Consider the following 15,129-nt stretch of genomic DNA (forward strand, 5'->3'; position numbering starts at 1 on the left):
GAGTGGTCAGGCGGGGCCCGACCCGCCTGATGTTCCGCACTCGAGAGGCTGCCGATGTCGAACGAGGACAAGCTCCGCGACTACCTCAAGCGGGCCGTCGCGGACCTGCAGGACAGCCGCGAGCAGCTGCGGGAGGCCACCGAGCGCAACCGGGAGCCGATCGCCATCGTGGCGGCCGGCTGCCGGTTCCCCGGCGGCGTGCGCACCCCCGAGGACCTGTGGGACCTCGTCGACTCGGGCGTCGACGCGGTGTCCGGCTTTCCCCGCAACCGCGGCTGGGACCTCGGCTCCCTGTACCACCCGGACCCGGCCCACCCCGGAACCACCTACGCCACCGAGGGCGGCTTCCTGCACGAGGCGGACCGCTTCGACCCCGCGGTCTTCGGCATCTCGCCGCGCGAGGCGCTCGCCATGGACCCGCAGCAGCGGCTGCTGCTCGAGGTCGCCTGGGAGACCCTGGAACGCGGCGGGCTGGACCCGACCTCGCTCGCCGGCTCGGCCACCGGCGTCTTCGTCGGCACCGGCCACGGCGGGTACGACACCACCGGCGGCCACGGCCACGAGGAGGCCGGCGGCCACCTGCTGACCGGCAACGCGGTAAGCGTCTCCTCCGGACGCATCTCCTACGTGCTCGGCCTGGAAGGCCCGGCCATCTCGGTCGACACCGCCTGCTCGTCCTCGCTGGTCGCCCTGCATCTGGCGGTGCGCTCGCTGCGCAGCGGCGAGAGCGACCTGGCCCTGGCCGGCGGCGCCACCGTCATGTCGACGCCGCAGATGTTCCTCGAGTTCTCCCGCCAGCAGGGCCTCGCACCGGACGGGCGGTGCAAGCCGTTCGCCGCGGCCGCCGACGGCACCGGCTGGGCCGAGGGCGTCGGCCTGCTGCTCGTCGAGCGCCTCGGCGACGCCCGCCGCAACGGGCACCCGGTGCTCGCCGTGATCCGCGGAACCGCTGTCAACTCCGACGGCGCCTCGAACGGCCTGACCGCGCCGAACGGCCCCTCACAGCAGCGGGTCATCCGGGCCGCGCTCGCCGACGCCGGGCTCCGCACCGCGGACATCGACGCGGTCGAGGCGCACGGCACCGGCACCCGGCTCGGCGACCCGATCGAGGCGACCGCGCTGCTGGCCACGTACGGGCAGGAGCGCCCGGACCGGCCGGTGCTGATCGGCTCGCTCAAGTCCAACATCGGCCACACCCAGGCCGCGGCCGGCGTCGCCGGCGTGATCAAGATGGTCCTCGCCATGCAGCGGGGACGGCTGCCCGCCACCCTGCACACCGACGCGCCCACCCCGCACGTGGACTGGACCGCCGGCGACGCCCGGCTGCTCACCCGGCCCGAACCGTGGCCCGCCGCCGCCGACCGCCCGCGCCGGGCGGCGGTCTCGTCCTTCGGCGTCAGCGGCACCAACGCACACGTCGTCATCGAGGGCGCCGAGGCGGCGGACCGGGCCGAGCCGTCCGCGGACACCGGCCTGCCGTGGCTGCTCTCGGCCCGCACCGAGGCGGCGCTGCGCGCGCAGGCCGCCCGGCTCACCGGGCACGCCGACGGCGGCGACGACGTCGCGTACTCGCTGGCCACCACCCGCGCCCTGATGGAGCACCGGGCCGTCGTCACCGGTGACCGCCGGGCCGTCCTGGCCGCCCTGGCCGCCGGTGGCGGCAGCGTCGGCGTCGCCGCCGAGCGGAGCACCGCGTTCCTCTTCGCCGGTCAGGGCTCGCAGCGCGCCGGCATGGGCCGCGACCTGCGCGCCCGGTTCCCGGCCTTCCGCCGCGCCTTCGACGAGGCCGCCGCGCTGCTCGGCGACGTCGACTGGGACGACCTGGACCGGACCGGCAACGCCCAGCCCGCCCTGTTCGCCTTCGAGGTCGCCCTCTACCGCCTGCTGGAGTCGTGGGGGATCCGCCCCGCCCTGGTCGGCGGCCACTCGATCGGCGAGATCGCCGCCGCGCACGTCGCCGGCGTGCTCAGCCTGGCCGACGCCGCGAGGCTGGTCGCCGCGCGGGGGCGGCTCATGCAGGCGCTGCCGGCGGGCGGCGCGATGATCGCGGTCCGGGCCGCGCCCGAAGCCCTCGACCTGCCCGCCGACGTGTCCATCGCGGCGGTCAACGGACCCGACTCGGTCGTCCTGTCCGGACCCGAGGCGGCCGTGACCGCGATCGCGTCCCGCCTCGGCCGCACCCGGCGCCTCGCGGTCAGCCACGCCTTCCACTCGGCGCTGATGGAGCCGATGCTTGCCGACTTCGCCGCGGTCGCCGGCGAGCTGACCTTCTCGCCGCCGGCCCTGCCGGTGGTCTCGAGCGTCACCGGCGCGCTCGCCGGTCCCGAATTCTGCACCCCGGAGTACTGGGTGCGGCAGGTGCGGCAGCCGGTGCTGTTCCGCGACGCCGTCCGCGCCGCCGAGGACCTCGGCGCGACCGCGTTCGCCGAGCTCGGCCCGGCCGGCACGCTCGTCTCGATGATCGCCGAGTCGGCCGCCGGCTCCCCGGTCGTCGCCGCCCTGCAGCGCCGCGACCGCGACGACGAGGTCACCGCGCTCTTCGACGGCGTCGGCGCCCTGCACGTCGCCGGCGTCCGGATGGACTGGACGGCCGTCCTCGGCCGGCACCGGACCGTCGACCTCCCCACGTACGCGTTCCAGGAGGAGCCGTTCTGGCTCGGGCCGCCGCGCGACGCACCCGCCGGCGACACCCTGACCTACGACATCGGCTGGACACCGGTCGCCGTCGCCGCCACCGCCGGCGGCCGCTGGTTGGTCGTGCGGCACGAGGACGGCGGTCTCGCCGACGACCTCGCGGCCCGCGGCATCGAGGTCGTCGCGGTGAACCACGGCGAGGACCTGGCCGCGCGGATCTCGGCGGCCGGCCCGCTCGACGGCGTGCTGTCGCTGCTCGCCGCCGACGGCGACCCGGACGCCCTGTGGCACACCGCCGAGCTGCTGCAGGGCCTGGACGCCCTCGACGTGCACGCGCCACTGTGGTGCGTCACCCGCGGCGCCGTCTCCACCGGCCGCACCGACCCGGTCACCGACACCGCGCAGGCACAGATCTGGGGCCTCGGCCGGGTCGCCGCCCTTGAACTCCCGCAGCGCTGGGGCGGCCTGGTCGACCTGCCCGCCACGCCGGACGCCCGCGCCCTGGACGCCCTGGCCGGCCTGCTCGGCGGGGGAGAGGACCAGGTCGCGGTCCGCGCCGAGGGCGCACTCGGCCGCCGCCTGCACCGCACCGCGCCGCGGCCGGCCGGCGACTGGACCGCACCGGCGACCGTGCTGGTCACCGGCGGCACCGGCGCGCTCGGCGCGCACGTGGCCCGCTGGCTGCTCGACGCCGGCACCCGGCGGCTGATCCTGACGGGACGCCGCGGCCCGGACGCGCCCGGCGCGGCCGAGCTGGCCGCCGAGCTCGGCGACCGGGTCAGCGTGGTGGCCTGCGACGTCGCCGACCGCGACGCCCTCGCCGCCCTGCTCGAGGGCCTCGACCTGGACGGCGTGGTGCACGCCGCCGGCGTGCTGGACGACGGCCTGCTCACCTCGCTGACCCCCGCGAGGCTGGACGCGGTCCTGCGCGCCAAGGCGCGGGCCGCCGAGAACCTCAGCGAGCTGACCGGCGACCTGAGCATGTTCGTCACGTTCTCCTCCATCGCCGGCACCGTCGGCAACCACGGCCAGGCGGGCTACGCCGCCGCCAACGCCGCCCTGGACGCGCTCGCCGAGCGGCGCCGCGCCGCCGGAAAACCGGCGACCTCGGTGGCCTGGGGCCCGTGGGCGGCCGGGATGGCCTCCCACGACGCCGCCGGAGCCGCGGCGCGCCGCGCCGGCCTGCGCCCGCTCGACCCGCGGCGGGCGCTCGCCGCGCTGGAGAACGCGCTCGCCGCCGACCGGACCACGCTCACCGTCGCGGACATCGACTGGCCCGCCTACGGCACCACGATGACCGCCGCCCGCCCCAGCCCGCTGCTGGCCGACCTGTGGGCGCCCGCCCCACGCCGGACCGACGCCGCCGGGCCGGACCGCGACCTGCTGACCCTGGTCCGCGAGCACGTGGCCGCGGTGCTCGGCCACGGCACCCCGGACGGCGTGGACGCCGGGCGCGCCTTCCGCGATCTCGGCTTCGACTCGCTCACCGCGGTCGAGCTGCGTAACCGGCTCGCCGCGGCGACCGGGCTCCGGCTGCCCGCCACCCTGCTGTTCGACCACCCGACCGCGTCCGCGGTCGCCGCGTACCTGCGCGCCGGCACGACCGGCGACGCCGGCGCCGACCCGGTCACCGCGATGCCCGCCGCCTCCGACGAGCCGATCGCGATCGTCTCCATGGCCTGCCGGTTCCCCGGCGGCGTCAGCTCCCCCGAGGAGTTCTGGGAACTGCTCGAGGGCGGCACGGACGGCGTCGGCGGATTCCCCGACGACCGCGGCTGGGACCTCGACCGGCTCCACGACCCGGACCCCGACCACCCGGGAACCACGTACTGCACCGAGGGCGGCTTCCTCACCGACGTGGCCGGCTTCGACCACGGCTTCTTCGGCATCTCGCCGCGCGAGGCCCTCGCCATGGACCCGCAGCAGCGGCTGCTGCTGGAGACCTCCTGGGAGCTGTTCGAGCGGGCCGGCATCGACCCGGAATCGGTACGCGGCAGCGCGACCGGCGTCTTCGCCGGCGTCAACTCCAACGACTACCAGAGCATCATGGCGGGCTCCGCCGGCGAGGTCGCCGGGCACCTGCTCACCGGCAACGCGATGAGCGTGCTGTCCGGCCGCGTCGCATACACGTTCGGGCTCGAGGGCCCGGCCGTCTCGGTCGACACCGCCTGCTCCTCGTCGCTGGTCGCTCTGCACCTGGCGGTCAACTCGCTGCGCACCGGCGAGTGCGACCTTGCCCTGGCCGGCGGCGTCACCGTGATGTCCACGCCGTACGCGTTCATCGAGTTCTCCCGCCAGCGCGGCCTCGCACCGGACGGGCGGTGCAAGCCGTTCGCCGCGGCCGCCGACGGCACCGGCTGGGCCGAGGGCATCGGGCTGGTCCTGGTCGAGCGGCTCTCCGACGCGCGCCGCAACGGCCACGAGATCCTCGCCGTGGTACGCGGCACCGCGGTCAATCAGGACGGCGCCTCCAACGGGCTGACCGCCCCGAACGGTCCCGCACAGCAGCGGGTCATCCGGCAGGCCCTGGCCAACGCCGGCCTGAGCGCGCGGGACGTCGACGCGGTCGAGGCGCACGGCACCGGCACCCGGCTCGGCGACCCGATCGAGGCGCAGGCGCTGCTCGCCGCGTACGGGCGGGACCGGCCCGAGCCGCTGCGCCTGGGCGCGGTGAAGTCGAACATCGGGCACACGCAGGCCGCCGCGGGCGTGGCCGGCGTGCTGAAGATGGTCCTCGCCATGCGGCACGGCCTGCTGCCGCGGACCCTGCACCTGGACCGGCCCACCCCGCACGTGGACTGGGGCGACGGCATCGCGCTGCTCGCGGAGGCGACGCCGTGGCACACCGGCGCGCGGACCCGGCGCGCCGGTGTCTCGTCGTTCGGCATCAGCGGCACGAACGCGCACGTCATCCTCGAGGAAGCCCCGGCCGCGCACGCGCCAGCCACCCCGCGGGAGTCCGGCCCCGTCGCGCTGATGCTCTCCGCGCGCACCGCCGAGGGGGTACACGCCCAGGCCGTCCGGCTCGCCGCGCACCTGCGGGACACCGGCGAGAACCCGCGCGACGTCGCGTACTCGCTGCTCACCGCCCGCGCCGCGCTGCCGCACCGCGGATCCGTGGTGGCCACCGGCACCGACGACCTGATCGCGGCGCTCACGACGCTGACCGCAACCGCGCACGCGCGTACCGACGTCAGGCCCGTCTTCGTCTTCCCCGGCCAGGGCTCGCAGTGGGCCGGCATGGCCCTCGGCCTGCTCGACTCCTCGCCGGTCTTCGCCGCCCGGCTCGGCGATTGCGCCGAGGCGCTGCGCCCGCACTGCGACTGGGACCTCGTCGACGTGCTGCGCCGCGGCGAGTTCGACCGCGTCGACGTGGTGCAGCCCGCCCTCTGGGCGGTGATGGTGTCCCTCGCCGAGCTTTGGCGCTCACACGGCGTCGAGCCGGCCGCGGTGGTCGGGCACTCGCAGGGCGAGATCGCCGCCGCCTGCGTCGCCGGTGCGCTGAGCCTCGACGACGCCGCCCGCATCGTCGCCCTGCGCAGCCGGGCCCTCACCGCGCTGGCCGGCCGGGGTGGCATGGCCTCCGTCGGCCTCCCGGTCGCCGAGGTCCGCGCGCGGATCGCGGCCTTCCACGACCGGCTGTCTGTGGCCGCCGTCAACGGCCCGCACTCCGCCGTCGTCGCGGGTGTTCCGGGCGCGCTGGACGAGCTGATCGCCGCCTGCGCCGCCGACGGCGTCCGCGCCAGGCGCATCGACGTCGACTACGCCTCGCACTCCGCGGACGTCGAGCTGATCGAGGACGAGCTCCTCGACGTGCTCGCCCCGATCACCCCGCGCGGCGCCGATGTGCCGTTCTGGTCCACCGTGACCGGCGAGCCCGCCGACACCGCCGGGCTGGACGCCGCCTACTGGTACCGCAACCTGCGGCGGACCGTGGAGTTCGAGCGCACCACCCGGGCGCTGCTCGACGCCGGCCACCGCGTCTTCCTCGAGATCAGCGCGCACCCGGTGGTCACGCCCGGCCTGCGCGAGACCATCGAGGACTCCGGCGTCGCCGCGGCCGCCCTGACCACCCTGCGCCGCGACGAGGGCGACCTGACCCGGTTCCGCGCCGCGCTCGCCGAGGCCCGCGACCACGGCTGCCTCGTCGAGGCCGGGACGCTGTTCCCCGGCGCCGCCCGGGTCGCCCTGCCCACGTACGCGTTCGAGCACCAGCGGTTCTGGCCGCGGGTCACCGAGCCGGCCGGCCGGGACGCGCTGAACCACCCGATGCTCGGCTCCGCCGTGCGGCTCGCCCGCGCCGACGGCCTGGTCGTCACCGCGAACTGGTCGCTGCGCACCCACCCGTGGCTCGCCGACCACGCCGTCGCGGGCACCGTCGTGGTGCCCGGCACCGCCCTGCTGGAGGCGGTCATCCGGGTCGGCGACGAGGTCGGCTGCGGCCGCGTCGACGAGCTGACCCTGCACGCGCCGGTGCTCGTACCGCGGCGCGGCGAGGTGCAGATCCAGATCGCCGTCGACGCGCCGGACGGCGCCGGGCTGCGCCCGGTGACCCTGCACTCCAGCACCGGCGACGGCTGGACCGCGCACGCCACCGGCAGCCTCGCGCCCAACGGCCCGGCGCCCGCCGCCGCGGCCGGCACCCGGTGGCCGCCGGCCGGCGCCGAGGCCCTGGACGTCAGCGACCTCTACGAACGGCTCGCCGCGGCCGGATACGGCTACGGGCCCGCGTTCCGGGGCGTCCGCGCCGCCTGGCGGCTCGGCGGCGACATCCTCGCCGACGTGGCCCTGCCGGACCCGGACGCCGGCGCCTTCGGCCTACACCCCGCGCTGCTCGACGCCGCCCTGCACCCGGCGACGCTCGGCCCGCTGTCCACCGAGCGCGGTGCCGGGATGCCGTTCTCCTGGACCGGCGTCGCGCTGCACGCCACCGGCGCGACCGCGCTGCGCGTGCGGATCACCGGAACCGGCCCGGACACCGTCGCCGTCACCCTGGCCGACACCGCCGGGAACCCGGTCGCCACGATCGGCGCCCTGGCCGTACGCCCGGTCGCAACGACCACCGCGCGGGCGGTCGAACGCGAGGCCCTGTTCGAGGTCGCCTGGACGCCCCTGCCGCCGGCCGGCACCGCCGCCGACGACTACACCCTGGTCCGCGGCACCGACCCGGTGAGCGTGCTCGCCGACCTGCAGGCCGGCCACGACCGGCTGGTCGTGGTCACCGAGGGCGGCGCCGGCGACACCGTCACCGACCTAGACGCCGCCGCGGTCTGGGGCCTGGTCCGCTCCGCACAGTCGGAGAACCCGGACCGGATCACGATCGCCGACCTGGACGGCTCCCCGGCCTCGCTGGCGGCGCTGCCGGGCCTGATCGCCACCGGCGAGCCGCAGCTCGTGGTCCGCCGCGGCGAGGGGTTCGTGCCGCGCCTGGAACGCGCCGGCGCCCGCCTCACGATCGACGACCCGGCGCGGCCGTGGCGCCTGGACATCCCGGCCAAGGGCACCGTCGACAACCTCGCCATCGTCCCCGCACCGGACACGAACGAGCCGCTCGGTCCGGGCGAGGTCCGGATCGCCGTCCGCGCCGCGGGCCTGAACTTCCGGGACGTGCTGAACGCCCTCGGCATGTACCCCGGCGGCGCGCGGTTCCTCGGCTCCGAGGCGGCCGGCGTGGTCCTGGAGGTCGCCGGCGACGTCACCGCGCTCGCACCCGGCGACCGGGTGACGGGCATGATCACCGGCGGTATCGGCACCCACGCGATCGCCGACCACCGCCTGCTCACCACGTTCCCGGCACACTGGACCTTCGCGCAGGCCGCGGCGGTGCCGGTGGTGTTCCTCACCGCCTACTACGCGCTGCACGACCTGGCCGGCCTGTCCGCGGGCGAGCGGATCCTGGTGCACGCCGCCACCGGCGGCGTCGGCATGGCCGCCACCCAGATCGCCCGGCACCTGGGCGCCGACGTCTACGGCACCGCGAGCGAGCCCAAGCAGCACCTGCTGCGCGCCGGCGGCTTCGCCGACGACCACATCGCCGACTCCCGCACCCCGGACTTCGGTCAGGCCTTCGCGGGCGGCGTCGACGTCGTGCTCAACTCCCTGGCCGGCGAGTTCGTGGACGCGTCGCTGCGGCTGCTGAGCGAGGGCGGCCGGTTCATCGAGATGGGCAAGACCGACGTCCGCGACGCGGCGGAGATCCGCGCCGGCCGGGGCGTCGCCTACCGCGCGTTCGACCTCGTCGAGGCCGGCCCGGAACGCATCGGCGAGATGCTCACCGAGCTGGTCGCGCTCTTCGAGTCCGGCGTACTGCACCACCTGCCGCTCACCGCCTGGGACGTCGAGCACGCCACCGACGCGTTCCGGTTCATGGCGCAGGCCCGGCACACCGGAAAGATCGTGCTCACCATCCCGCGCCCCTGGGACCCCGCCGGCACCGTGCTGATCACCGGCGGCACCGGCGAGCTGGGCGGCCTCCTGGCCCGCCACCTGGTCGCCGAGCACGGCGTCCGGCACCTGCTGCTCGCGGGCCGCCGCGGCCTGGACACCCCCGGCGCCCGCGCGCTGTCCGACGAGCTGACCGCGGCCGGCGCCCGGGTCACCGTGGCCGCCGCCGACGTCTCGGAACGCGACGACGTGGCTGCCCTGCTGTCCCTGGTCGACGCCGCGCACCCGCTCACCGCCGTGGTGCACGCGGCCGGCCTGCTCGACGACGGCACCGTCGACGCGCTCACCGGTGAGCGGATCCGCGCGGTGCTGCGGCCCAAGGCCGACGCCGCCCGGCACCTCGACGAACTCACCCGCGGGCACGACCTCGCGGAGCTGGTCTTCTTCTCCTCGGCCGCCGGCGTGCTCGGCTCGCCCGGCCAGGGCAACTACGCCGCCGCCAACGCCTTCCTCGACGGCCTCGCCCAGCGGCGCCGCGCCGCCGGCCTGCCCGGCGTCTCGCTCGCCTGGGGCCTGTGGGAGCAGGCCAGCGGCATGACCCGGCACCTCGGCGACGCCGACCGGACCCGCTCCCGGCAGGGCGGCGGGGGCCTGGCGCTGTCCACCGCGGACGGCCTGGCCCTGTTCGACGCGGCCCTGTCCGCCCGGCGGGCCCTGCTCGTCCCGGTCCGGCTCGACACCGCGGGCCTGCGCGGCCGGTCGCGGGCGGAGCTGCCGCCGATGCTGCGCGGCCTGTTCGGCGCGGTCACCCGCCGCCGCGCCGAGACCGGCGGCGGCACCGACCTGCGGCAGCGCCTCGCCGGGCTGCCCGCCGCGGACCGCCGGGAAACGCTGCTGGACCTGGTCATCTCGTACGCGGCGGCGGTGCTCGGCCACGCCGGCGGCGCCGCGGTCGATGCCGGGCAGGCGTTCCGCGACCTCGGCTTCGACTCGCTGACCGCGGTCGAGCTGCGCAACCGGCTGTCCACCGCCACCGGGCTGCGGCTGAGCGCCACCCTGGTCTTCGACCACCCGACACCGCAGGCCCTCGCCACCCACCTGCTCGCCGAACTCACCGACGGCGGCGCCGCCGCGCCCGCGCGTACCCGGGCCGCCGTCGGCGACGACGAGCCGATCGCCATCGTCGCGATGGCCTGCCGGCTGCCCGGCGGGGTCCGCTCGCCGGAGGAGCTCTGGGCCATGCTGGACGCCGGCCGCGACGGGGTCGGCGACTTCCCGGCCGACCGCGGCTGGGACCTCGCCGGCCTCTACGACGCGGTGCCGGACGGCCCCGGCTCGTCCCGCACCCGCGAGGGCGGCTTCCTGGACGCGGTGGCCGACTTCGACGCCGGGTTCTTCGGCATCTCGCCGCGCGAGGCCCTGGCGATGGACCCGCAGCAGCGGATCCTGCTGGAGACCGCGTGGGAGCTCTTCGAACGCGGCGGCATCGACCCGCACGCCGTACGCGGGCGCCCGGTCGGCGTGTTCGCCGGCGTCTCCTCCAGCGACTACCTGTCCCGCGTGCCGGACGTGCCGGAGGAGCTGGCGCCGTACATCAACAACGGCAACGCGATGAGCGTCGTCTCCGGCCGCGTCGCCTACGCCTTCGGGTTGGAGGGCCCGGCCGTCACGGTCGACACCGCCTGCTCGTCGTCGCTGGTCGCCCTGCACCTGGCGGTGAACGCGCTGCGCGCCGGCGAGTGCGAGCTGGCCATCGCCGGCGGCGTGACGGTGATGACCTCACCGCGCATCGTCGTCGACTTCGCCCGCCAGCGCGGCCTGGCCATGAACGGCCGGTGCAAGCCCTTCGCCGCCGCCGCCGACGGCGCCGGATTCTCCGAGGGCGCCGGCCTGCTGCTGGTCGAGCGGCTCTCCGACGCGCAGGCCAACGGCCACCGGGTCCTCGCCCTGGTACGCGGCTCCGCGGTCAACTCCGACGGCGCCTCCAACGGGCTCAGCGCCCCGAACGGCCCGTCGCAGCAGCGGGTCATCCTGGCCGCGCTGGCCGCGGCCGGGCTGTCCGCTCAGGACGTCGACGCGGTCGAGGCGCACGGCACCGGCACCCGCCTCGGCGACCCGATCGAGGCGCAGGCGCTGCTCGCCACGTACGGACGGGACCGCGACGCGGACCGGCCGCTGCGGCTCGGCTCGGTGAAGTCGAACATCGGCCACACCCAGGCGGCGGCCGGCGTCGCCGGGATCATGCGGATGGTCCTCGCCCTGCGCCACGGCGTGCTGCCGCGCACCTTGCACGTCGACGCGCCCACCCCGCACGTGGAGTGGACACCCGCGGTGAGCCTGCTCGCCGAGGCGACACCGTGGCCGGCGGGGGAGCGGACCCGCCGGGCCGGTGTCTCGTCGTTCGGCATCAGCGGCACGAACGCGCACGTCATCATCGAGGAGGCGGCGGCCGACTCTGCGGCCGAGCCGTCGGCCGCGGCCCCGACCGGCCCGGTTCCGTGGCTGCTGTCCGCCCGCTCCGAACCGGCGCTGCGCGGCCAGGCGGAGGCGCTGCTGGGCCTGGCGGCCGGGCCGGCCGACATCGCCCGGTCCCTCGTGCAGACCCGGTCGCTGCACGAGAAGCGCCTCGTGGTCGTCGGCGAGAACCCCGCGGAGGCGCTGCGGGCCTACCTCGCGAACGCCCCCGAGCCGCGCGTGGTCACCGGCGCCGCGGCCGGCCGCGAGCGCCGCGTCGTCCTCGTCTTCCCCGGCCAGGGCGCACAGTGGGCAGGCATGGGCCGCGACCTGCTCGGCGACCCCGTCTTCGCGGCCCGCCTGGACGAGTGCGCGCGGGCGCTCGCCCCTTACACCGACTGGTCGCTCACCGAGGCCCTCGCGGACCCGGCCCTGCTGGAGCGGGTCGACGTGGTGCAGCCCGCGCTCTGGGCCGTCATGGTCTCGCTGGCCGCGGTCTGGCGGGCACACGGCCTGCGCCCGGCGGCCGTGCTCGGCCACTCACAGGGCGAGATCGCCGCGGCCTGTGTCAGCGGCGCTCTGTCCCTGGCCGACGGCGCCAGGGTGGTTGCGCTGCGCAGCCAGGCCATCGCCGGCACACTCTCCGGCCTGGGCGGCATGGCCTCCGTCGCCGCGCCGCGCGCCGACGTGGAAGCCCGCCTGGCCGCATTCGGCGGACGCCTGTCGATCGCCGCGGTGAACGGCCCGGCCACGGTCGCCGTCTCCGGCGATCCGGACGCCCTGGACGAACTCGTCGCCGCCTGCGTCGCGGACGGGCTGCGCGCCCGGCGGATCCCGGTCGACTACGCCTCGCACTCCGCGCACGTCGAACGGATCCGCGACCTGCTGCTCGTAGAGCTGAAGGACCTCGCGCCGCGCGCCGGCGACATCGCGTTCCTCTCCACGGTCACGGCCGGCTGGGCGGACACCACCGGACTCGACGCCGGATACTGGTACGAGAACCTGCGCCGCGCGGTCCGCCTCGAGGAGTCGGTGGCCGCGCTGATCGAGCAGGGCCACGACGTGTTCATCGAGTGCAGCCCGCACCCGGTGCTTACCGGCGGCATCGAGGACACCGCGGCCGCCGCCGGCGCCGACGCCGTGGTGATCGGCACGCTGCGCCGCGACGACGGCGGTCGCGAGCGCCTGCTCGTCTCGCTCGCCGAGGCGCACGTCCGCGGCGTCGCCGTCGACTGGACACCGGCGGTCGCCGGCGGCCGGATCGTCGGCCTGCCGACGTACGCCTTCCAGCGCGAGCGCTACTGGCTCGAGCCCGCAGCCCGCCGCGATCCGTCCGGCCTCGACTCGGTCGTGCACCTGGCCGGCGGCGCGGGCACCGTACTGACCGGACGGATCGGCGTCGCCGCCCAGCCGTGGCTCGACGCCCACCGCCTCGGCGACCGGGTCGTCGTGCCCGGCGGCGCCTACCTGGAGTGGGCGGTCCGGGCCGGCGACGAGGCCGGGCTGCCGGTGGTGGCCGAGCTGGACGAGCTCACCCCGATGGTCCTGGACACCGACCTGGACCTGCAGGTCGTCGTCGCCGCCGACGGCGGGTTCACCGTGCACGCCCGCCCGGACGCCGGGCATCCGTGGACCCGGCACGCCACCGGGCGCCTCGCCGCGGACCCGGCCCCGGTGACCGCCGACGGGCCTCCGATCGTGGTGTCGGTGCCCGCGGCCGACGGCTTCCGGCTGCACCCCGACCTGCTGCAGAGCGCCCTCGCCGCCGACGGCCTGCCGACCGCGTGGCGCGGCGTCACCGTGCACGCCACCGGGGCCGCCCGCCTCACCGTGCGCACCGCCCGCAACGGCGACGGCACGCTCGCCCTGGTCGCGGTGGACGCGGCCGGCGCCCCGGTGGTCACCGCCGCGGCCGTCACCGTCACCCCGGCCGACCGGATCGTCCTCGGCGCCGGCGGTGCCGCCCCGATCTACCACGTCGAATGGGAACCGCTGACCCTGGCGGGCGGGCCGGCCGGCACGATCCGGCGGATCACCGCCGGCGGCGACCCGGTCACCGCTGCGCACGCGGCCACCCGGGAGGCCCTCGACGCCGTCCGCGAATGGCTCGCCGCCGACCGGGACGGCAAGCTCGTCATCGTCTCCGATCAGGCCGGCGTGCACGGCCTGATCAGGTCCGCGCAGTCCGAGCACCCCGGCCGCCTCCAGCTCATCGACGCCGACCCCGCCGACGACCTGATCGCCGCCGCCACCGCGTCGGACGAGCCCGAGATCCGGCTGCGCGGCGGCCGGGCCCTGCTGCCGCGACTCGACCGGGCGCCCACCCCGTCCGGCACCGCGGACTGGGGGAGCGGCACCGTCCTGATCACCGGGGGGACCGGCACGCTGGGCGCGCTCGTCGCCGAGCACCTGGTCACCCGGCACGGCGTACCGCGGCTGGTGCTGACCGGGCGCCGCGGACCGGACGCGCCCGGCGCGGCCGCGCTGCGCGACCGCCTGGAGTCCCTCGGCGCCGAGGTCACCGTGGCCGCCTGCGACGCCGCGGACCGCGACCGCCTCGCCGAGGTGCTGGCCGGCATCGAGGACCTGACCGCGGTCGTGCACGCGGCCGGCGTCCTGGACGACGCCCTGATCGAGACGCTCACCCCGGCGCGCCTCGACGCGGTGCTGCGGCCCAAGGCGGACGCCGCGTTCCACCTGCACGAGCTCACCCGCGACCGGGACCTGAAGCAGTTCGTGCTGTTCTCGTCGTTCGCCGGCGTGGCCGGCGGCATGGCACAGGCCGGATACGCCGCGGCCAACGCGGTCCTGGACGACCTGGCCGGGCGCCGCCGGGCGGACGGGCTGCCCGGCACCTCGCTCGCGTGGGGCTTCTGGGAGCAGCGCAGCGGGCTGACCGGCGACCTGGACGCGGCCGACCTGTCCCGGATGACCCGGGCCGGCCTGCTGCCGATACCGACCGACCGGGGCCTCGCGATGCTCGACGCGGCCGTCGCCTCCGGCGAGGCCCTGCTCGTGCCGGTCCTGCTGCGCCCGTCCGGCGACGTGCCGCCGCTGCTGAGCCGGCTGGTCCGCGCCGCACGGCCCACCGCCGCCGCCGATGACGCGCGGCCGGACGGCGTGGACGGCCTCGCCGACCGGCTCGACGGGCTCAGCCCGGCCGAGCAGGAGAAGACGCTGCTGCGGCTGGTCGCCGGGCACGTCGCGACGGTGCTCGGGCACGCCTCCGCCGACGCGGTCGAGCCCGAGCGCGGCTTCCTCGACCTCGGCATGTCCTCGGTGACCGCCGTCGAGCTGCGTAACCGGCTCAACACGGACACCGGCCTGCGGCTGCCGACCACGCTCATCTTCGACCACCCCACGCCGATCGGCCTGGCCCGGCAACTGCGGGCCCAGCTGCGGCCCGACTCCGGCGAGCCGGTGTTCACCGAGCTCGCCGGCCTGGAGTCGGCGGTCGGCCGGGCGGAGCTGGACGCGGCCGGCCGCGCGCAGCTCGCCGCCCGGCTCAAGGCCCTGCAGTGGAAGCTCGACGGCCCGTACACGCCCGAGGCCGACGACGACATCGACGTCTCGACCGACGACGAGATGTTCGACCTCATCGACCGGGAACTCGGCCGCGCGTAGCTCCCGCACGCGCCGCGGCCGAACAGCTCAACG

1 protein-coding gene is annotated in these 15,129 nt (G+C 76.8%); it reads left to right on the forward strand.

The features are described from left to right. Window positions 1-54: 54 nt before the first annotated feature. Entirely contained in the window at window positions 55-15,096 is a 15,042-nt protein-coding gene (locus AB0B58_RS40805; RefSeq protein WP_360236239.1) for an SDR family NAD(P)-dependent oxidoreductase, read from the forward strand. Window positions 15,097-15,129: the final 33 nt, after the last annotated feature.

It is taken from the genome of Actinoplanes sp. NPDC049118 (genome assembly GCF_040648555.1).
GTDB lineage: Bacteria > Actinomycetota > Actinomycetes > Mycobacteriales > Micromonosporaceae > Actinoplanes.